Genomic DNA, 20745 nt, shown 5'->3' on the forward strand with positions numbered 1-20745 from the left:
CGTTACCGGTCACCCCTGGAATCGGGGGTACTGAGTGAACGTTGCACCATGGGATGCGGGCGCCACCGGGGCGCAGCAGTCGAGGGAGCGCGTGGTGGACGTCCAAGGCAGTGTCCAGGGCACGGTGGCGCCGGGTTACGAACCCGTCAGGGACGCCTTCACGGGCAACTTCGCCAAGCGGGGTGAGCGGGGCGCGGCGGTGACGGTGTACCGGCACGGGGAGCGGGTGGTCGACCTGTGGGCAGGCACCCGCGACGTCGACGGAACGGCCCCCTGGGAACGGGACACCGCCCAGATAGTCCACTCCGCCACCAAGGGCGTGGCCGCCGCGATCCCCCTGCTCCTGCACCAGCGCGGCGAGCTCGACCTGGACGCGCCGGTCGGCACGTACTGGCCCGAGTACAAGGCGTACGGCAAGGAGCACACCCTCGTACGCCACCTGCTCAGCCACCGAGCCGGGCTCCCGGCCCTGGACCACCCCCTGCCCGCACACGCACTGGACGCGGCCCCGGACGCGCTCGCCGCGCAGACCCCAGCGTGGGAACCCGGCACGGCGCACGGCTACCACGCGCACACGTACGGCTGGCTGCTCGGCGAACTGGTCCGCCGCGTGACGGGCCGCACGCTCGGCCGCTGGCTGGACGAGGAGGTGGCCCGCCCGCTGGGCCTCGACCTGTGGGTCGGACTTCCGCCCGCCGAAGCCCACCGACCGGGCCGGACCGGCCCGGTCGAGCCACCGGCCTCCTCGTCCTCACTGCGGCTACGCCCCAAGCGCGCGGTCTCCGACGCGTACGCGAACCCCGCCTCGCTCACCCGCCGCGCCTTCGGCTCCCTCCTCAACCCCGACGAGAACGCCCCCGCCTACCGCGCCACCGAACTCCCCGCCTCAGGCGGCATCGCCACGGCCCGCTCCCTGGCGGCCTTCTACGCAGCGCTCATCGGCCCGCTCTCGGGCCACCCCCCTCTCCTCACCCCCGCCACCATCGACCTCGCCCGAGCCGAGGAATCCGCGGGCCCCGACCGCGTCCTCATCGTCAACACCCGCTTCGGCCTCGGCTACATGCTGCACAGCCCCGCCTCACCCCTGCTCTCGCCCAGCTCCTTCGGGCACCCTGGGCGTGGCGGCCCGCTGGCCTTCGCGGACCCGGAGTCAGGCATCGCCTTCGGCTACGTGACGAACGGCTTCCAGAAGGGCGTCACAGCGGACCCGCGGGCCCAGGCGCTGGTGCGGGCGGTGCGGGCGGCGCTGTGAGTTGGTGTGAACACACAATCTCGCCAACTGAGGGATAGCAGCGGGCTCCCCATCACGTCGTGATGTTCGCCAAGAAGGGGAGGGTCGATGAAGGCCTCGAGTCACGACGAGTTCCGAGAGTTCGTAGCGATGCGCTCCACCGCGCTGCTACAGCTCGCGGTGCTACTCACCGGCGGGGACCGGCATGCCGCGGAAGATCTGCTGCAGATCGCGCTGATGAAGGCCTACGGGCGCTGGACGCACATCGAGCAGCCCGAGGCGTACGTCCGCCAGGTCATCTACCGCCAGCAGGTCAACCGCTGGCGGCTGCGCAGGCACCGCGCCGAGACAACGGTGCCCGTACTGCCCGAGTCCAGCAAAGACGCCGACGCCGAGCCGGATACCGAGCTGCGGATCGCGCTGTGGGCGGCGCTCGGTCACCTGTCGAAGCGGCAGCGGGCCGTGGTCGTACTGCGCTACTTCGAGGACCTGCCGGAGGCCGAAGTAGCGGCGCTCCTGGGGTGCCCGGTCGGCACGGTGCGCAGTACGGCGCACCGGTCGCTTACCAAGCTCCGGGGGCTCGTACCAGAGCTCGGGCCCGAAGGGTCCACTCAGCAGGTCCAGCCGCTCAGCTACACGCCGAAGGAGGCCCGGGGATGACGACGGAGCAGGTGGAGCAGAAGGTCCGCGAGACCCTCCACGCGGTCGCCCTGGACCGGGTGCAGGCGCCCGGGGACCTGGTCGAGAAGGTGGTGCGGCGACGCGGCCGGCGCCGCTTCTCGCAGGCCGCGGGGGCGGCGGTGGCCGTGGTCGCGATCAGTGTGGGGGCGGTGTTCGGTTTCGGGGGCGGGGGTACTGAGCCGGACGGGGACAGGCCCGTGCGGCCGGCGTCATCGCCGGACGGCTGGAAGCCGTGGCAGGTGAACGACCCGGACACCGCCGGGAACGGCTGCCTGGTCGACGGCGACGCGCTCTACTGCCAGGGGCACAAGAACGACGCCGTGAAGTTCGACGCCCGGACCGGCGAGCAGCTGTGGAAGCGCAAGGCCACGGGCGAAGGCGGCGTGCAGGTCGGCCGTCCGGTCGGCGTGCGCGACGGCGTCGTCTATGTCTATCGGGACCACTCGGAGAGGCAAGAGAACGGCGACCAATTCAGCACGACGGAACTGGCAGCGCTGGATGCCGACACCGGTCAGGTGATGTGGGCCGAGAAGCTGGCCCAGTCCGACCGCAGCGAACAGGCGGCGATGCTGATCGACGGCGCGGTGCTGGCCAACACCCGTAACTTCCGGACGGTGGAGGCCTTTGACCCACAGACCGGTAAGGCGAAGTGGCGCTACACGTGGGCCAAGGGCACCGCGTGCGACCGCGCGGCGCTGGGCGGTGTGCCCTACCTCCTCTGCCGGCAAGACAGCGCGAATCCGGGCGATACGGAGCTCATCCGCCTCGACCCCGCCACCGGAAACGCCCAGAAGGTCTCGACCATCTCCGGCGAGCAGGGCCTGATGGGGACCTGGGGGGATTCCCTCGTCACTGTCAGCACGGACGCCAAGAGCAGGAAGAACCCCGACGACGACACCGCCGTCAGGAACCTGACGGTGAGCACGATCACCGGCTCCGGGGAGCAGACCACGCATTCCGTGCGACTTGACGGGCGTCAGAGCTACTTCGGGCTCGTCGGCGATCTACTCATCGCCGTATCCCTGAAAGGCGAGGCCACGGCCGTCTCACTGCCCACGGGAGAGGTGCTGTGGACCAGCCCGACGGGGATCGAGCTGCCCAAGGACGACGGCAGGACCGCACTCGTGGCGCCTCCCGTGGTGTCGGACAGCCAAGGCGTCGTGTACGTGTTCAGCCCGACCGGGGACCTGGTCGGCCTCAGCAAGCACACGGGTGAGCGGGTCTGGAGCGACCACGTCGACATCCAGCCGTCGAAGGGCTTCGGCTTCGGCCCCGCGCCGCAACTCCTGCGCTACGAGGACGTGCTGATCGCCCACGCCGATGGCCAGCTCGTCTCGCTGCTGCCACGGATCGGCGACTGACCCGAAGGACGCGGGCCGGGGCGGCACCGCCGTCCCGGCCTGCGGAACGTTGAGCGGCGCACGGGCGTGGCCACGCCGCATTGGGCGGGGCGTCACTCGCCGGTGGTGATCACCGTCGCGCCGGGGGCCGGTGACGGCGCCACCCGTGCCGCGCGGCAGGTGCCCGAGGCGAGCAGGGCCGAGGCCACGCGTTCCGCCGCCGATGTGTCCTTCGTCAGGAAGGCCGTGGTGGGGCCCGAGCCCGAGACCAGTGCGGCCAGCGCGCCCGCGTCCGTGCCCGCCGCCAACGTGTCGGCCAGAGAGGGGAAGAGGGACAGGGCGGCTGGTTGGAGGTCGTTGGCGAGGGTCTCGGCCAGGGCGGCTGTGTCACCCGCGCGCAGGGCGTCCAGCAGGGCGGGGGAGGCGGCGGGCTGGGCTACCGGGCGGCCCTCCCAGAGGCGGTCGAACTCGCGGTATACGGCGGGCGTTGACAGGCCGCCGTGGGCCGTGGCGAAGACCCAGGTGAAGTCGCCGCCCACGGGGAGGGGGGTCAGCAGTTCGCCGCGACCCGTGCCGAGCGCCGCGCCGCCCAGCAGGCTGAAGGGCACATCGCTGCCCAACTCCGCGCAGAGGGTGAGGAGTTCGGGGCGGGGGGTGTTGGTGCCCCAGAGCACGTCGCAGGCCAGGAGCGCGGCCGCGCCGTCCGCGCTGCCGCCTGCCATGCCGCCCGCGACCGGGATGTCCTTCGCGATGTGGAGGTGGACGTCGGCGGGGCGGCCGTGTCGAGCCGCGAGGGCGAGGGCCGCGCGCGCCGCCAGGTTGGACTCGTCCAGCGGGACCTGGTCGGCGTCCGGGCCCTCGCAGGTGATCCGCAACGCGCCGTCGGGCGACGGGGTGACCGTCACTTCGTCGTAGAGGCCGACCGCGAGGAAGACGTTCGCCAGGTCGTGGAAGCCGTCGGGGCGCGCTCCGCCGACCGCGAGCTGGACGTTGACCTTGGCCGGAACTCGTACCGTGACGCTGGCGCTCACTGACCCGACCCCCGGTTCTCGGCGATGCGGGCGAACTCCTCCACCGTCAGCGCCTCGCCGCGCGCCTGCGGCGACACCCCGGCCGCGACCAACGCCGCCTCCGCCGCGGCGGCCGAACCCGCCCAGCCGGACAGCGCGGCCCGCAGCGTCTTGCGGCGCTGCGCGAAGGCCGCGTCGACGACTGCGAAGACCTCCTTCTTGGAGGCGGTGGTCTTGACCGGCTCGGTGCGGCGGACGAGCGAGACGAGGCCGCTGTCCACGTTCGGCGCGGGCCAGAAGACGTTGCGGCCGATGGACCCGGCGCGCTTCACCTCGGCGTACCAGTTGGCCTTCACCGACGGGACGCCGTACACCCGCGAGCCCGGCGTGGCCGCGAGGCGGTCGGCGACCTCGGCCTGCACCATCACCAGGGTGCGCTCGATGGTCGGGAAGGTGGCGAGCATGTGCAGCAGCACGGGCACCGCGACGTTGTACGGGAGGTTGGCGACCAGCGCGGTGGGCGCGGGGCCCGGCAGCTCGTTCACCTGCATCGCGTCGGAGTGCACGAGGGCGAAGTGGTCGGCCCGGGCGGGCATCCGGGCGGCGACCGTGGCAGGCAGTGCGGCCGCCAGTACGTCGTCGATCTCGACGGCGATCACCCGGTCCGCCGCCTCCAGCAACGCCAGCGTCAGCGAGCCGAGCCCGGGGCCGACCTCGACGACCACGTCGTCGGCGCGCACCTGGGCCGTGCGGACGATCCGGCGCACGGTGTTCGCGTCGATGACGAAGTTCTGGCCGCGCTGCTTGGTCGGGCGTACGCCGAGCGCCGCGGCCAGCTCGCGGATGTCGGCGGGGCCCAGCAGGGCGCCTTGGGCGTCGCCGGGGGGCGTGTCGGCGGCGGGAGTGTCGTCAGTGGGGCTGCTCACCGCTCAAGGGTAAGCGGCCCCGGCCCCCGCCCCGGTCACCCCTGGAGCCGCCGCCCGCAGTGCGGCCACGGGCCAGCGCCCCGCTGCACGTACAGCTTCTTCGCCCGGTACGTCTGCTCGGCGGCCGGAGCGTCCTGCGGCCGTCCGCTGCCGCCGAGGCTCTGCCAGGTCTGTACGTCGAACTGGTAGAGCCCGCCGTAGGTGCCCGACGGGTCGGTGGCCCCCGGGCGGCCTCCCGACTCGCACGCCGCCAGCGCGCCCCAGTCCAGCCCGTCGGCGCCCGCCACGCCCTGGACCGGCGCGGGGCGCGCCTTGGTGCCGAACCTCACGATCTGCGTCCGCGGCTCGCGCACCACCTCGGACCGCAGCAGCTTGGGCTTCTGCTTGACGCCGTTGACCGTACGCACCGAGTGGACGAGGCGCCGGGCGCCCGGGCGGCCCTGCTGCTCGACGACCTCGGTGCCCCGATAGCGCGAGGCGTCGGCCGTGCGCCGCACGGCGAACGGGATCGGTTCCTCACGTACCTCCCGGGTCGCGGTGATCCGCATGACCGAGACGGTCTGCCCGTCGCGCGGGAAGCTGGACGGCGGTACGGAGGTGGTGTCCTGGCCGCTCAGCGTGACCCCGGCCTGCTCCACGGCCTCCCGCACGGTCGCCACGTTCGTACGGATGGTGCGCTCGCGCCCGTCGGCCATGACGGTGAAGGTGCGCTCGGTACGGACATCGAGGCGCAGCCCGCTCCGGGAGATCCGCCGGGTGAGCGAGGTGGAGAGATGGGCGCCCTCGGCGCGCACGTCGAGTTCGCGGAGCGCTCCGCCGACGGTGCGCGCGGTGGTCCACTCCTGGCGCCGCTGCCCGTCGACGGTCAGGTCCAGCGGACGGCCGTAGCGGACGACGACCTCGTCACCGTCGGCCAGCGCGGCGCCCGGCGCGGGGATGACGCGGTCGTGGGCGCCGACCTCCACGCCCTCCTTCGCGATCAGCTCGCCGACGTCGCCCGCGAAGGTGTGCAGCTTGCGCGGCCGCTCGCCGTCCACGGAGAGGCTGACAGCCTTGTCCTCGGCGATGAACACGGACGTACCACCGGCGAGGAAGGCCACCACCAGGGCCTGCGGGACCAGGCGACGCAGCGATTCCGGCCGAGGCCGCCCGATGGCCTTCTTACGACGGGCGACGCGGCGGGCCTCGGCCCGGCTCAGCCGCGGGGCGTCGGGAGGGGGCGTGGTGAGCGGGGACGGGGGCTCGGACGCGGGTACCTGTCGGGGCAGCATGGGCTCGGTGGGAGCGGACGCGTACGCGTACTCATCGGACCCAGCCGACTCAGCCGACTCAGCCGACCCGGCCGACTCGTACGCGGGCCGGTAGGTATCCGCGTACGGGACACGCGGACGCGACGGCTCCACGGTCGCGGCGCGGCGGCCGCCACCGCCGCGCGCCGCGCGATGACTGCCCTGCGGATTGCTCACGACGACGCTCCAGGCTCATCAGGGACCGATCGGGCCCGCCGAACCTAGCGGAGCGAGCGTCACTCTCCAAAGTCACGGCACTACGTTGTGTCGCTACCGCCCCGAGCTCAACCGTCGGTAATCGTCAGTAATCGAATGCGCGCGCCGTATTGTCGGCCACCGCCGCCGCCATCGCATCCTCGTCCACGCCCTTCACCTCAGCCATGGCCCGCAGCGTGACCGGAATCAGGTACGGCGCGTTAGGCCGTCCGCGGTACGGCGCCGGGGTCAGGAACGGCGCGTCGGTCTCGACCAGGACCAGCTCCAGCGGGGCCACCGCGAGGGCGTCCCGCAGCGGCTGGGCGTTCTTGAAGGTGACGTTGCCAGCGAAGGACATGAACCAGCCGTTCTCCGCGCAGACCTGGGCCATCTCCGCGTCGCCCGAGTAGCAGTGGAAGACGGTGCGCTCGGGCGCGCCCTCCTCCTTGAGGACACGCAGGACGTCGCTGTGGGCGTCCCGGTCGTGGATGACCAGCGCCTTGCCGTGCCGCTTGGCGATCTCGATATGGGCGCGGAACGACCGCTCCTGGGCCTGGACGCCTTCGGGCCCCGTACGGAAGAAGTCGAGCCCGGTCTCGCCGACGCCCCTGACCTGGTCAAGGCCCGCGAGCTGGTCGATCCGCGCGAGCGCCTCGTCCAGCGCCGCGTCGCCGCCCGCTTCCCTGGCGCCCTGGCGCGACCAGCCGTCGGGGTCACCGTGCACGATGCGCGGCGCTTCGTTGGGGTGCAGCGCGACGGTCGCGTGGACGTGCTCGTACGCGGCCGCCGTGTCAGCCGCCCACTGCGAGCCCGCCAGATCGCAGCCGACCTGAACGACCGTGGTCACCCCCACCGCCGCCGCCTTGACCAGCGCCTCGTCCACCGTGCCCGACTGCATGTCGAGGTGGGTGTGCGAGTCGGCTACCGACACCCTGAGCGGCTCCGGCAGCGGCGGTGCGGTGTCTTTCTGGCTCATGCCCCCAATCCTACGAACAGGGGACGCGCGCCCTGACCCGGCCTACTCGGCCTACCCGGCCTTCCGGTGCTGGAAGGGGTGGAGAAGGTCCGAGAGGTGCCAGTGGTGCCCGGATTCCTCTGACGTCGCCTCTCCCCCTGACGTCGCCTCTCCCGACTCCGTCCCAGGCTTCGGGACCTTCGGGGCCTCCTGATGGCGATGCAGAATGTCCAGGACAGAGGAAACCCGTCCGGCCTGCATGATGCGCACGGTATGCCCGCCACAATTCATACAGGTGGGCCGAGCGATCGGGGACGGTACCCGTTCGCCGTTAACGATGTACATCACGAACTCTCGACCGGCGCCGTCGATGTGGTGCTCGATGTCATACGACTGCTCCCAGCCGTGACCGCAGCCCAGGCAGGCAAAAGCGTATGACTCATGAACGGTGGCAACGGGCTGCGTGGGCCGGTTAGGCCGGGGTGTCGCCGCGGGACCGGGCGGAATTCCGGTGGCGCGGCCGGTGATCTCAGTCATGCCAGCTCCTCTTGCCCTCAGGACAAGCGCGTACGGGACGGGTGCGTCCCTATGACCATTGGACGCCCGCCCCAGCAGGAGCGCATCAAGCCTGTCAATTCTTAGAGTGAGTTTTGCACTTTCCGAAGAAAACCACCCGGTGCGCGTCCCGCACTTTGCCTTTCACGATAGCTCTTTACCGTCTGTTGGCGACTTAAGCGCCGCGTTTTTTGCCGCCACGACGGCGTCGAACACCTCGCGCTTTGGCAGCCCCGCGTCGGCCGCGACCGCCGCGATGGCCTCCTTACGCCGCTCCCCGGCCTCCTCCCGCACCTGGACCCGGCGTACCAGCTCATCGGCGCCGAGCACCTCGGTGGACTCGGGCGCGCCCTCCACCACGACCGTGATCTCCCCGCGCACCCCCTCGGCCGCCCAGGCGGCGAGCTCCGTCAGCTCCCCGCGCTTGATCTCCTCGTACGTCTTGGTGAGCTCCCGGCACACGGCCGCCCTGCGCTCGCCGCCGAACACCTCGGCCATCGCCGCCAGCGTGTCGTCCAGCCGGTGCGGGGCCTCGAAGTAGACGAGGGTGCGCCGCTCCTCGGCGACCTCGCGCAGCCGCGTCAGACGCTCACCGGCCTTGCGGGGCAGGAAGCCCTCGAAGCAGAAGCGGTCGACCGGCAGCCCGGACAGCGCGAGCGCGGTGAGCACGGCCGACGGCCCGGGTACGGCGGTGACCCTGATGTCCCGCTCCACGGCCGCCGCGACCAGCCGGTAGCCCGGGTCGGAGACGGACGGCATCCCCGCGTCCGTGACCAGCAGCACCCGGGCGCCACCGGCGAGAGCCTCGACCAGCTCCGGCGTACGGGCGGCCTCGTTGCCCTCGAAGTAGGAGACCGTCCGCCCTCCTGGCTGCACACCGAGCGCCTGGGTGAGGCGGCGCAGCCTGCGGGTGTCCTCGGCCGCCACGATGTCGGCGGCCGTCAGTTCGGCGGCCAGCCGCGGCGGCGCGTCGGCGACGTCCCCGATGGGGGTTCCTGCGAGTACGAGCGTTCCAGTCACGGGCCCATCCTCGCAGGGTGCTCAGTTCCCTCAGGTTCGTTCCCTACGATGGCGCGGTGACCAGTACCGCGTCTTCCACCGACGCCCGGCAGGGCAGGGGCCCCGAAAAGCCGCCGCAGCCGCAGGAGCCGCCGCAGCCGCAGCCGCCGACCTGGCAGCGTCGGCTGCGCCGTTTCGGGTATGTCGCGCCGCCCAGAACGGACGTGAAGGACCGGCTGGTCCCGCCGTACGCCGAGCCGAGCCGCCAGTTGTGGACGGTGCTCGGGGTGCCCGCGCACCTCACCGCGACGCTGAACCGCGTGCTGGCGTGGGTGGGGCCGCTGCTGATCGCGCTGTTCGCCGGGATGCTGCGGTTCTGGCAGCTGGGCAAGCCGCACGCGGTGATATTCGACGAGACGTACTACGCCAAGGACGCCTGGGCGCTGATCCACCGCGGCTACGAGGTCAAGTGGCCGGACGACATCAACGACAAGATCATCGCTGATCCGTCCTCGGTGCCGGTCCCCACCGACCCCTCCTATGTGGTGCATCCGCCGGTGGGCAAGTGGGTGATCGGGCTCGGCGAGTGGCTGTACGGCTTCACGCCGTTCGGCTGGCGTTTCATGGTGGCCGTACTCGGCACGCTCTCGGTGCTGATGCTGTGCCGGATCGGCCGCAGGCTCTTCCGCTCGACGTTCCTCGGCTGTCTGGCGGGCGCCCTGCTCGCGGTCGACGGACTGCACTTCGTGATGAGCCGTACGGCGCTGCTCGACCTGCCGCTGATGTTCTTCATCCTGGCCGCCTTCGGCTGCCTGGTCATCGACCGGGACAAGGCACGGGAGCGGCTCGCCGCCGCGCTGCCGACCGACGCCGACGGCACCGTACGGGCCGATGCCCAGGTCGCGAGCACGCTGCGGCTTGGCTGGCGGCCCTGGCGGATCGCCGCCGGTGTCTGCCTCGGCCTGGCCTGCGCCACCAAGTGGAACGGCCTCTACGTCCTGGCCGCGTTCGGACTGCTGACGGTGCTGTGGGATGTGGGAGCGCGGCGGGTCGCGGGGGCGCGCCAGCCGTATCTGGCGGTCCTCACGCGGGACTTGGTGCCCGGGTTCGTGGCGACGGTGCCGGTGGCGATCGTGACGTATGTCGCCTCGTGGAGCGGCTGGCTGATCACGCGTGGCGGCTACTACCGGGACTGGGCGGCCGAGCACGGCAAGGACTCGGGCTGGTCCTGGCTGCCTGACTGGCTGCAGAGCCTGTGGCACTACGAGGTCACGGTCTACGAGTTCCACGTCAATCTGACCTCGGGCCACCGCTACGACTCGAGCCCGTGGAGCTGGATCGTCATGGGCCGCCCGGTCTCGTACTTCTACGAGTCCCCCGAGCCGGGCACGCAGGGCTGCCCGGCGGACACCCCCGACAAGTGCGCCAGCGAGGTGCTGGCGCTCGGCACGCCACTGCTGTGGTGGGCGGGGTGCTTCGCGATCCTCTACGTCCTGTGGCGCTGGGTCTTTAGGCGGGACTGGCGCGCGGGCGCGATTCTGTGCGGAATCGCGGCCGGATATCTGCCGTGGCTGCTCTACCAGGAGCGGACGATCTTCGTCTTCTACGCGGTCGTCTTCGTGCCGTTCCTCTGTCTGGCGCTGGCGATGATGATCGGCGCGATCCTGGGGCCACCGGGCTCTTCGGAACGGCGCCGGATGGTGGGTGCGGTCGGCTCCGGTGTGCTGGTTCTGCTCATCGTCTGGAACTTTGTTTACTTCTGGCCTCTCTATACGGGAGAGGTGATTCCGGCTGATTCCTGGCGGGCGCGAATGTGGCTGGATACCTGGATCTGAACATCCCGGTCTGATAACCCCCGGCGACCTGGTCACTTCCGCACCGTAAGGTACGGACCTGTACTTCTGAACGTTGTTCCACAGACATGCGGAAGTACGTGACCGTGACCTGGGGAGGGGAGCGCGACATGCGCAACGGGGCGAAGCACGCCCTGATCGGCGGGGTGTTCGCCGTGATGGTGGGGGGTGCCGGATACGGCGCCTGGAATCTGGTGAGCGATACGACGGGGAGTGGCACGGACAACACCGCGTCGGACAAACCGGCGGCGTCCAGGACCGGACCGCCGAGTGGCGACGAAGTGCGGGAAACGGCCGAGAAGTTCCTCGCGGCGTGGGCCAAGGGCGAGGCGGCAGAGGCAGCGGACTACACGAACAACCGCCCCGACGCGAATACCGCGATCGCCGACTACGCCAGCGAGACGCACATCACCAAGGTGAAGCTGACGTCGGGCGAGGCGGTCGGCGCGAAGGTGCCGTTCTCGGTCGAGGCGACGGTGTCGTACGAGGGCAAGTCCAAGCCACTCGCGTACGAGGGGGAGCTGACGGTCGTCCGGGGCGAGACCACGAAGCGGCCGCTGGTGGACTGGGCGCCGTCGGTCATCCACCCGGAGCTGGGCGAGGACGACACGCTGCGTCTGGGTGAGGCGTCCTCACCCGAGATCAAGGCGGTCGACCGCGACAACCGCGAGCTGACGGCCGAGAAGTACCCGTCGCTCAGCACGGTACTGCCGCAGCTGCGCGAGCGGTACGGCGAGAGCGCCAAGGGCACGCCGGGCGTCGAGCTGTGGATCGAGCGGGGCGACGGGCTGCCGGACAAGACGCTGGTGACCCTGCGGAAGGGCAAGCCGGGCTTGCTGCGGACGACGCTGGACGCGGACGTCCAGGCGGGGGCGGAGAAGGCGGTGAAGCGGTACGCGGAGTCGTCGGTGGTCGCCATCAAGCCATCGACCGGTGAGATCCGGGCCGTCGCCAACAACCGCGAGGACGGGTGGAACGCCGCGTTCGAGGGTGAGATCGCACCCGGCTCCACGATGAAGATCGTGACCGCGGCGATGCTCATCAACAACAACCTGGTGAACGCGAACGGCCCGGCTGAGTGCACACCGGACGCCATGTGGTTCGGAACGAAGTTCACCAACCTCAACGGCTTCTCCATCCCCGGCGGCGGCACCTTCAAGGAGAGCTTCGCCAGGTCCTGCAACACCGCCTTCATCAAGCCGATCAACGGGCTCGGAGACCGCGACGAGACCGCACTCGGCACGACGGCGAAGCAGTACTTCGGCATCGGCCTGGACTGGAACGTCGGCGTCACGACCCGGGATGGGAAGGTCCCTCGGTCCTCCGGGTCCGAGACCGCTGCCTCCTACATCGGCCAGGGCAAGGTACAGCTGAACCCGCTCAACGTGGCCTCCATCAGCGCTACCGCGAAGGAGGGCGTCTTCAAGCAGCCGATCATCGTGCCGCTGAGCCTCGACGACCGGCAGCCCGCCCAGGCAACGCCGTTGCCCACCGGTACAGCTCGGCAACTGCGGGACATGATGCGACTCACCGCGACCGCGCCCTACGGCACCGGACGCACGGCGATGGCAGGTCTCGGCGGCGACAAGGGCGCCAAGACCGGCTCCGCCGAAGTCGACAACGCCACCGCCGACAGCTGGTTCACCGGCTTCCACGGTGACCTCGCGGCCGCCGCCGTCGCCCGGGCCGGTGGCCACGGCAGCGACGCCGCAGCCCCGCTGGTCGCCAGCGTGCTGGGTGCGGGCGGCTAGGACCCGCACCACCGCCCCGCTCCCCCGCGGACGAGCATCTGGCCGGGGAACCGCACGCGCCCCTATAGGGTCCTCACGATGAGGGCCCTGTAGGGGCTCTGTCGCCAGGGAGCAGCAGCACAGGGATCAGTGGGGAGCAGCATGAGCGCCGGGCAAGGCAACCAGCCGCGCAGGACGACCAAGGTCGCCCTGATCACCGGAGCGGCCGCCGTGGTCGTGGCCGGGGCGGGCATCGGCGCGTACGCCATGGTCAGCGGCGGCAAGGACGACACCGCCGCCGAGGAGCAGGTCAAGACCGGCCCGCCGACCGCCGACGAGGTCCGCGAGACCACCGACGCGTTCCTCACCGCCTGGGCGAAGGGCGACGCGGCGGGCGCCGCCGCGCACACGGACGACAGCGCCGCCGCCGAGGCCGCGCTGACCGCGTACCGCGAGAAGGCGCACATCACCAAGGTGAAGCTCGCCCCGAGCGAGGGCGAGGGCGAGGAGGCCGAGGACAAGCAGGTCGAGGTCGAGGGCGAGGACGAGGGCGAAGAGGCGGGCGCCAAGGTCCCGTTCGCGGTCGCGGCGACGGTCTCGTACGACGGCAAGAGCAAGCCCTTCGCGTACGACTCCGAACTCACCGTGGTCCGCGAGCCGAAGGACGGCCGCACGGTGGTCGACTGGACCCCGTCCGTGGTCCACCCGGACCTGCGCGAGGGTGACGAGCTGCGCACCAGCGAGACGGACACCCCGCCCATCAAGGCCCTGGACCGCGACGGCGACGAGCTGACGGCGGAGAAGTTCCCCTCGCTGGTCAACGTCCTGGCCTCGCTCCGGCAGAAGTACGGCGACAAGGCGGGCGGCAAGCCGGGCGTCGAACTCCAGGTCGTACGCGGTAAATCTGCCGCCGAGGACGAGGACGCGAAGAGCACCACGGACACCGACACCGACACCGACACCGATAGCGACACCGACAGCGCCGCCGCTGACGAACTGCCCGACAAGACCCTCCTCCCCGTCACCAAGGGCACCCCCGGCACCCTGAAGACCACCATCAGCGCCACCTCGCAGGCCGCCGCCGAGAAGGAGGCCAAGAAGCACCAGCGCGCCGCCGTGGTCGTCCTCAAGCCGAGCACCGGCGAGATCATGGCCGTCGCCAACTCCCGCCCCGCTGGCTTCAACGTGGCGTTCCAGGGCTCGCTGGCGCCCGGGTCCACGATGAAGATCGTCAGCGCCTCGCTGCTGCTGGAGAAGGATCTCGCGGGGGTCGACAAGCAGCACCCGTGCCCCAAGTACTCCTCGTACGGGGGCTGGAAGTTCCAGAACCTCGAGAAGTTCAAGATCGACAACGGTACGTTCCGGCAGAGCTTCGCCGCGTCCTGCAACACGGCCTTCATCAGCCAGGCCGAGGAACTCCCGGACGACGCGCTGACCCAGCACGCCCAGCAGGTCTACGGGCTCGGCAAAGACGACTGGGCGACCGGTGTATCGACCTTCGACGGCGCGGTGCCGGTACAGAAGGACGCGCCGAAGGCCGCGTCGCTGATCGGGCAGGGCGGGGTACGGATGAACCCGCTGAACGTCGCGTCGTTCCTGGCCACGGCGAAGACCGGCACGTTCAAGCAGCCGTACCTGGTCGACGCGTCGGTCGACAACCGGACGTTCGCGACGGCGCCACGGAAGATGTCGGCGGCGACCCACGACGCCCTGGTGCAACTGCTGCGCACCACGGCGACTTCGGGCTCGGCGGCCCCGGCGATGGCCGGGCTCGGCTCCGACATCGGCGGCAAGACGGGCTCCGCCGAGGTCGATGGCCAGAAGAAGCCGAACGGCTGGTTCACCGGCTGGCACGGCGACCTGGCGGCGGCGGCCGTGATCCAGGAGGGCGGCCGGGGCGGCGAGTCGGCGGGGCCGGTGGTACGCGAGGTACTGCGCGCGGGCAGCTGACGCCGGGGCAAGCGACCCGGATACCGGGTCGCTTGCCCCTTGCACCTACCGCTAGCGTGCGGCCGTATGAGCACCAGCGACACCCTCACGCCCCAGGCCCCCTATCCCGCTGCCCACCCGTACGCCTCTGAGGCCCTGCGCGAGCGCACCGCGTGACGCCGCTCGTCGCGGCGGCCGTGGTGCTGGCCGCCATAACCCACGCCAGCTGGAACGCGATAGCCCACCACCTCAAGGACCGGCTGCTCGCCTTCACGGTGCTCACCGGCGGCGGCGCGCTGATCGGCGCGGCGATGGCCTGCTTCGTACCGCTCCCGGCCGCCGAGTCGTGGCCGTACCTCCTGACCTCGGCGGCGATCCACGTCGCCTACCTCGTACTCCTCATGCGGTCGTTCACCCTCGGCGACTTCGGCCAGATGTACCCGATCGCCCGCGGTACGGCACCGCTCGTGGTGACCGTGGCGGCGGCGGTCTTCGTCGGCGAACGTATCGACAGCTGGCAGTTGACCGGCGTGGCCGTCGCCTGCGCGGGCCTGGTCGGCCTCGCCCTGTGGGGCATCCGCGGCGCGGGCAGGCGCCCGCACTGGCCCGCCCTGACAGCCGCCCTGGCCACAGGCCTGGCGATCGCCGCGTACACGGTGGTGGACGGCGTCGGCGTACGCGCCTCCGGCTCGACCCTCGGCTACATCGCCTGGCTGATGCTCATCCAGGGCCTGGCCATCCCCGCCTACGCCGTCTACCGCCACGGCCGCGCGCTCCCCTCCCTCCTCCGCCCGTACGCCCCGCGCGGCCTCTTCGGAGCGGCCCTCTCCTTCGCGGCGTACGCCCTGGTCCTGTGGGCCCAGACCCGCGCGCCCTTGGCCCCCATCGCGGCCTTGCGCGAGTCCTCGATCATCGTGGGCGCGGCCATCGGCGCGGTCTTCTTCAAGGAGAGGTTCGGCGCCCCTCGGATCGCGGCGGCGGCCCTGATGGTCCTGGGCATCAGCCTCATGCTGCGCACCGCCTGACGCGGGGACACGACCCACCGCGCGGCGCGGCGACCACGCGCCGCGGGCCAGGTATCAGCTGTCGCCGCGGTGAGGAAAACGCGCGCTGCGCAGCCCTCCACTGGCGTCGGCTCAAGGCTTACCCGATAGGGCATCTCAAGAGGCGCTGTGCTGTATCTAGTCGGTTCCGTCATGGGCCGAGAGTCGCGCCGGTCATCGGGACGGAGGAACCTCGTACGTTTCCCACTTCAGGACGTCCCGCAGCGGGTAGAACGTCCCTAGCAACGTCCAGAGACCGGGGAGACACCGACCATGCGGAACGAGCGCCTACGGGCCGTGATGGCGTCCGGAGGATGGACGCACACAGACTTAGCCACCGCGGCGGAAGTTGACCCCAAGAGCGTTGAACGATGGGTCAACTTGGGGCGCACGCCCAGACGGGCAACTGCCCTCAAGGCAGCCGAAGCACTAAGGGAAGACGTGCACGCACTTTGGCCAGCGCTCCGCCAGGCACGCGCGGCAAGATCCGTCAGCCCCGAATTGGTCGCACTGTACGAGCAGCGGGCAGACCTTCCTGTTTCCACCTTCGTTGACCTCTTCACGCAGGCGCGGAAGCACATTGACGTGCTCGTAATACGCGGCTGTCTTCCTGCATGAGGCGTATCCGCGTCTTAATGACCTCCTGCGTGAGCGTGCTGCCGAAGGGCGCGCCGTGCGTATCGCTGTGGGCGACGCGGACAGCAAGAGTGTTCAACAGCGCGGACATGAGGAGAAATTCGGCCATGGGATCGAATCGCGCTGCCGACTCGCGCTCATGCATTACCGGCCGTTGTTGGGCGTTCCCGGGGTCGAACTGCGCACACACGGAACCACGCTCTACAACAGCATCTACCGCGCTGACGATCAGATGTTGGTCAACGCGCATGCCTGGGGCGTGAACGCCTACGGGGCGCCGGTCTGGCACCTCCGACGCAACGGCGATAGCGGTATATTCGACAGATACTCTCAGAGCTTTGAAGCTGTCTGGTCTACGGCGAAACCCGTACAGGGAGGCTGAACAGTGGCACGCACCGAGTACTACGGCGACCCCAACGCACCGAAGCCCAACAGTCTCGTTGTCGCCGCCTCAGCCGTAGTGACCGATACCAAAGGGCACATTCTGCTACAGCGGCGAACTGACAACGACCTATGGGCGCTACCCGGTGGCGGAATGGACATGACCGACTCACTACCGGGAACGGCCGTGCGGGAAGTCAAGGAAGAGACCGGGCTTGATGTGGAGATCACCGGCCTTGTCGGCACGTACACGGACCCCCGGCACATCATTGCTTACAGCGACGGGGAAGTACGGCGGCAGTTCAATGTGTGCTTCACGGCGCAAGTCGTCGACGGAGAGCTAGCCATTTCTGGCGAGTCCAGGGAACTGCGGTTCGTCGCACCGGAAGAAATCGACTCACTGCCCATGCATCACACTCAGCGGCTCCGGCTGACGCACTTTCTTGAACGACGTCCGACTCCATACCTGGGATAACCCAGACACACCAGACGCTCAAACCGCAGCGACCGGGCACGGCCGTCTGTCGTCAGGAACGATTGAAGGACTTCGGACACACACGAGTTCGGACAAGAAGGACGCCCTGCTGTCTCATACTCTCCACTCATGGGCCTCAAGGGCTCGTCGACACCAAGAGGTTCCTCTGCCCCACGGCATGGGCGTGGTTGGGTGCATTGACCTTGGGAGGACTCCGCGATTGGATCGCGGAGTCCTCGGCGCACGGCTGGGGCACGGGGTACGAGGGGCGGTTGCGGTCGTCCCTCGGCAAAGGGGGAGCAGGCCGATGAGACCTTCCGTACGGGGCGCCATGACCGCCACCCTGGCAGCCACCCTCACCTGTCTCGCCCTGCCCGCGGGGGCGGCCAGCGGCGACCCGGTTCCGCGTACCGAGCGGATCAGTGTGGCTCCCGATGGCACTGGCGGCAACAACCACTCGACGGACCCCGTGGTCAGCGGGGACGGGCGCGTCGTGGCCTTCGCGTCGGGGGCGACCAATCTGATGCCCGACACTGATGTACGCAACAGCGTCTACTACCGGACGGCTCCCGGCGCGCCGCTGCGGCGTGTGGTGGTCCCGGGTGAGACGACATCGACGCCCCAACTGTCCGCGTCGGGGCGCTACCTGACCTTCAACTCGTACTCGGCCACGACCGGTACGTCCTCCGTGCACGTCATGGGCCTGCGCACCGGGCGCGTCAAGCGCCTGGCGCCCCCGATGGACGAGGGCTACCGCGTGTCGAACGGCATCGCCCCGATCAGCGCGAACGGCCGGTACGTCGCGTTCGTCGCCCGGCCGACCAAGGACCCGAACGGCGCCTTCGCCTGCCGGGTCATGCTTCTGGACCGCTGGACCCAGAAGGTGCGGCGGGTCAGTCGGCCCTCGGACGGCTCGAAGAACGTCCACCGGTGCGACCAGATCTCGATGAGCGCCGACGGCCGCAAGGTCGCCTACCTGGAGGGCTATTCGGGGCCGTCCGACGACGACCAGGGCGACATCCTGGTGTGGGACCGGGTGACCGGGAAGACCGTACAGGCCGACGTCACCCACGACGGCGCGCCAGCCGACAGGTCGGCGGTCTCTCCGGTGCTGAGCGCCGACGGCTCCAAGGTCGGCTTCAACTCGGTGGCCAGCAACCTGGTTCCGGGCACCGACCCCAACGGCACCACCAGCACCTCCTGGAACGCCTTCGTCCGCGATCTGCGCACCTGCACGCTCCAGCGGTACGACGGCCACTCGCCCACCGATCTCACCCTGCTGTCGGACCTGTCGGCGGACGGCTCGAAGGTCCTCCTGAACACGGCGGACGCGGACCGCAGGACGCGGGGGCTGATCCTGCGCGATCTACGCACCGGCCAGGAGGAGTTGCTGGCGCCAGGGCAGGACGGCGAGCCCGTCACCGTGGGGCAAGCCGTGCTGAGCGCCGACGAGTCGACGGTCGTCTTCGACTCCTACTACCCCGGCCTGGTGCCCGATGACACGAACCTGATCGGCGACGTGTTCGTCCGCACCCGCACCCTGCGCTGATACGCAGAACCGTCAGTACTGCCAGCGAGCCTGTCCGGCACCGTCACGGCAGTAGATGATGCGTCCGTTGGCGGCGCGGGTGGAGCTGCCGACGTCGGCGTTACGGCAGAACTGGCCCGCGTTGTAGCAGTTGCCGGAGTTGGAAAGGATCGGGCCGCACTGGGTGGAGGAAGCGGGGGGCTGCGGGGCGGAGGTCCGCTCCGGCTGGGGCTGCGGCGCAGGCACCGGCTTGGGCTTGGGCTTCGGAAGCGGCTTGCCGTCACAGTCGTGCCCGTCCTGGGCAACGAGGAAGGCCACATCGAAGTCGTCATTGACCTCGCCGGCATCAAGGAGCTGTCGGCAGACCTTCTCTCCGCTTGCGTAAGCCTCGGACTTGCTACCAGGGGACGTGACGGTGGCCGAGGATCGCGCCAGGTAGACGGCGTACTCCAGTCCGCGCTCCTCGGCGGCCTCGATGGCTTCGCCGACGGTCTTACCGGCGTACGAGGAGAGGTCGATCTCCACCGTGGGGGTGGGAGTGGGCGTCGCCTGGGTCGAGCTGGGAGTGGGGGATGCGGTGCTCTCGGAGGCGGAGGGAGAAGGGGTGGGGGTGCTCTTCTCGCTGGCGGCCGTGGTCTCAGGGCTGCAGCCGGTCAGGCCTAGGACAGCTGCGGCGATGGTGGCGGGCATGAGGGTGCGTATGCGCACGAGCGGGTCCTCCGGGGCGATAGCAAGGGAATGTGTCGATCAACGCTGTGGCCGCCAACTGCAGCCCGGCAAGGGCTGCTTGGTCAAGGGGTCTACACCTAACAGCAGTTGATTCTGAGCAGCCTCAAGACACAGAACGTTGAAGCCTGCTGCCCTTGGGGCGCACGAGGGGCGGGGTGGTCCGACACCGGCTCAGCGTCTGCGGCGGGTGGGGGTGACCGGTGCGCACGAAGGGGTGGGTGCGTGCTCGCCCCGGCTCAGCGCCTGCGGCGAGTGGGGATCCGGTGCGCGCGATGGCTGAGTGGGTGGTGCTGCCTGGCTCGGCGACTGCAGGCCGTGGGGTGACCGGGCGCGCGCGGCGCGTGGGAGTGCCGCTCGGCCTGGCGACCACCGACCGGTAGCGCGGGAGGGCACCTCTGGGGCTCGTGAGGTCAGGTCGGGAAGAGAAGTGCGACTTTGGTACACCAAAAGCCGGGCAAAAGGGGCGGCTCGCTGTCCCAAAGTCTCCTTTTACGTCCGACAGGGGTGGGATGGGGTCGCCGAGCAGCCCCCAGCTCGCACCGACCCTGCCCCGGCCCTTGCTCGGCGTCACGCGCTGGGCGTGAGCGACAGCCGACAGCAGACCACCGCCCCCTACCCCCTACCTACCCACCGGGGCGGCAGGCACCGACACGGACAGGCCACACCCACAACCGCACCCCCACGACCACCCCGCCCGACCACCGCCCACGTGCCCGGTCACCCCCCACCAGCCGCAGCCGCTGAGCCGAGGCAGCACCACCCACTCACCCCTTCGTGCGTGCCCTCGGCCCCCACCGCCCGCAGTCGCTGAGCCGGTGTCGGACCACCCACTCCCCTCGTGCGCCCCAACAACCAGCCGCACCCGGCACGCAAACGCTCACCGCCCACTCACCCCTCCCGCTGCCCCGTTTTTGGGCCGCCCGGTGTACCTCAGCCTCGCGGGTCCGGGACGGGTGTCAAGGGTGGAGCGACAGCGGAATCGGCGCAGCCGACGCGACCAAAGGGAGCGCCCTTGACACCCGGCCCGGCCCCGCCACCATCCGACGAACCGGGCGGCCACCGGCGCCCAACGCGGCACTGGCCCACCACAACGCAGCCCCGCCCCACCCCACCCCGCCCCACCAACGCCGGCGCGCGGCCGCGCCACCACACTCGGCATCGGCACGCGGTGGGACCGTCAGGCGCGATCGCGCTCGGGGCCGCCGGAGGAACCGCTCGGCGGGGTTCGGAGCCCGAAGTGCAGCAGGACCCTGATCAGGG

At 70.4% G+C, this 20745-nt stretch carries 16 protein-coding genes and 1 pseudogene; 10 read left to right on the forward strand and 7 right to left on the reverse strand.

Annotated elements, in window-relative coordinates; genetic code table 11:
- Positions 1-94: 94 nt before the first annotated feature.
- The 3 genes from GCN81_RS26465 (at position 95) to GCN81_RS26475 (ending at position 3273) form a co-directional block, all read left to right on the forward strand.
- A complete protein-coding gene (locus GCN81_RS26465) occupies positions 95-1252 on the forward strand; it encodes a serine hydrolase domain-containing protein (RefSeq protein ID WP_156727183.1) in 1158 nt (385 codons plus the stop codon).
- A gap of 87 nt (positions 1253-1339) precedes the next feature.
- The gene (locus GCN81_RS26470; protein ID WP_156727004.1) at positions 1340-1891 is read left to right on the forward strand and encodes a SigE family RNA polymerase sigma factor; all 552 of its coding nucleotides are present in this window, start codon (positions 1340-1342) and stop codon (positions 1889-1891) included.
- A complete protein-coding gene (locus GCN81_RS26475) occupies positions 1888-3273 on the forward strand; it encodes an outer membrane protein assembly factor BamB family protein (RefSeq protein ID WP_156727005.1) in 1386 nt (461 codons plus the stop codon). The genes GCN81_RS26470 and GCN81_RS26475 overlap by 4 nt, the downstream gene beginning before the upstream one ends.
- Positions 3274-3365: 92 nt before the next feature.
- Here GCN81_RS26475 and GCN81_RS26480 read toward each other — a convergent pair whose 3' ends face one another.
- From GCN81_RS26480 to rsmI, 6 genes are all read right to left on the reverse strand, one after another.
- Positions 3366-4283: a 4-(cytidine 5'-diphospho)-2-C-methyl-D-erythritol kinase gene (locus GCN81_RS26480; RefSeq protein ID WP_156727006.1), complete on the reverse strand. Its 918-nt coding sequence runs from the start codon at positions 4281-4283 to the stop codon at positions 3366-3368.
- On the reverse strand, positions 4280-5188 hold the full coding sequence (gene rsmA, locus GCN81_RS26485; protein WP_156727007.1) for a 16S rRNA (adenine(1518)-N(6)/adenine(1519)-N(6))-dimethyltransferase RsmA: 909 nt from the start codon (positions 5186-5188) through the stop codon (positions 4280-4282). The genes GCN81_RS26480 and rsmA overlap by 4 nt, the downstream gene beginning before the upstream one ends.
- Positions 5189-5223: 35 nt before the next feature.
- Positions 5224-6654: a ubiquitin-like domain-containing protein gene (locus tag GCN81_RS26490; RefSeq protein ID WP_325065134.1), complete on the reverse strand. Its 1431-nt coding sequence runs from the start codon at positions 6652-6654 to the stop codon at positions 5224-5226.
- A gap of 124 nt (positions 6655-6778) precedes the next feature.
- Positions 6779-7648: a TatD family hydrolase gene (locus GCN81_RS26495; protein ID WP_156727008.1), complete on the reverse strand. Its 870-nt coding sequence runs from the start codon at positions 7646-7648 to the stop codon at positions 6779-6781.
- Between the two features lie 51 nt (positions 7649-7699).
- The gene (locus GCN81_RS32565; RefSeq protein WP_231626980.1) at positions 7700-8164 is read right to left on the reverse strand and encodes a hypothetical protein; all 465 of its coding nucleotides are present in this window, start codon (positions 8162-8164) and stop codon (positions 7700-7702) included.
- Between the two features lie 162 nt (positions 8165-8326).
- Positions 8327-9202, reverse strand: coding sequence for a 16S rRNA (cytidine(1402)-2'-O)-methyltransferase (rsmI, locus tag GCN81_RS26500; protein ID WP_156727009.1), 876 nt, complete (start codon positions 9200-9202; stop codon positions 8327-8329).
- Between the two features lie 56 nt (positions 9203-9258).
- Here rsmI and GCN81_RS26505 point away from each other — a divergent pair, with 56 nt between their 5' ends.
- From GCN81_RS26505 to GCN81_RS26535, 7 genes and pseudogenes are all read left to right on the forward strand, one after another.
- Positions 9259-11016: a dolichyl-phosphate-mannose--protein mannosyltransferase gene (locus GCN81_RS26505; RefSeq protein ID WP_156727010.1), complete on the forward strand. Its 1758-nt coding sequence runs from the start codon at positions 9259-9261 to the stop codon at positions 11014-11016.
- Between the two features lie 128 nt (positions 11017-11144).
- Positions 11145-12785 carry a penicillin-binding transpeptidase domain-containing protein gene (locus GCN81_RS26510; protein ID WP_156727011.1) on the forward strand — a complete coding sequence of 547 codons (1641 nt, stop codon included), beginning with the start codon at positions 11145-11147 and terminating at the stop codon, positions 12783-12785.
- Between the two features lie 141 nt (positions 12786-12926).
- Complete coding sequence (locus GCN81_RS26515) at positions 12927-14714, forward strand: penicillin-binding transpeptidase domain-containing protein (protein WP_156727012.1); 1788 nt, start codon at positions 12927-12929, stop codon at positions 14712-14714.
- Between the two features lie 152 nt (positions 14715-14866).
- Positions 14867-15718 (forward strand): DMT family transporter, encoded by an 852-nt coding sequence (locus GCN81_RS26520; RefSeq protein ID WP_156727013.1) that lies wholly within the window; start codon positions 14867-14869, stop codon positions 15716-15718.
- A 291-nt stretch (positions 15719-16009) separates the two neighbouring features.
- Positions 16010-16754: pseudogene (locus GCN81_RS32570) on the forward strand (helix-turn-helix domain-containing protein).
- 3 nt (positions 16755-16757) lie between these two features.
- Positions 16758-17228, forward strand: coding sequence for an NUDIX hydrolase (locus GCN81_RS26530; RefSeq protein WP_156727014.1), 471 nt, complete (start codon positions 16758-16760; stop codon positions 17226-17228).
- 307 nt (positions 17229-17535) lie between these two features.
- Positions 17536-18777, forward strand: a complete 1242-nt coding sequence (locus GCN81_RS26535; RefSeq protein ID WP_197287788.1) for a TolB-like translocation protein — start codon at positions 17536-17538, stop codon at positions 18775-18777.
- Positions 18778-18789: 12 nt separating this feature from the next.
- On the opposite strand, the gene GCN81_RS26540 is transcribed toward GCN81_RS26535, so the two are convergent.
- Positions 18790-19464 (reverse strand): hypothetical protein, encoded by a 675-nt coding sequence (locus GCN81_RS26540; RefSeq protein ID WP_156727015.1) that lies wholly within the window; start codon positions 19462-19464, stop codon positions 18790-18792.
- Positions 19465-20745: the final 1281 nt, after the last annotated feature.

It is taken from the genome of Streptomyces apocyni (assembly GCF_009739465.1).
GTDB lineage: Bacteria > Actinomycetota > Actinomycetes > Streptomycetales > Streptomycetaceae > Streptomyces > Streptomyces apocyni.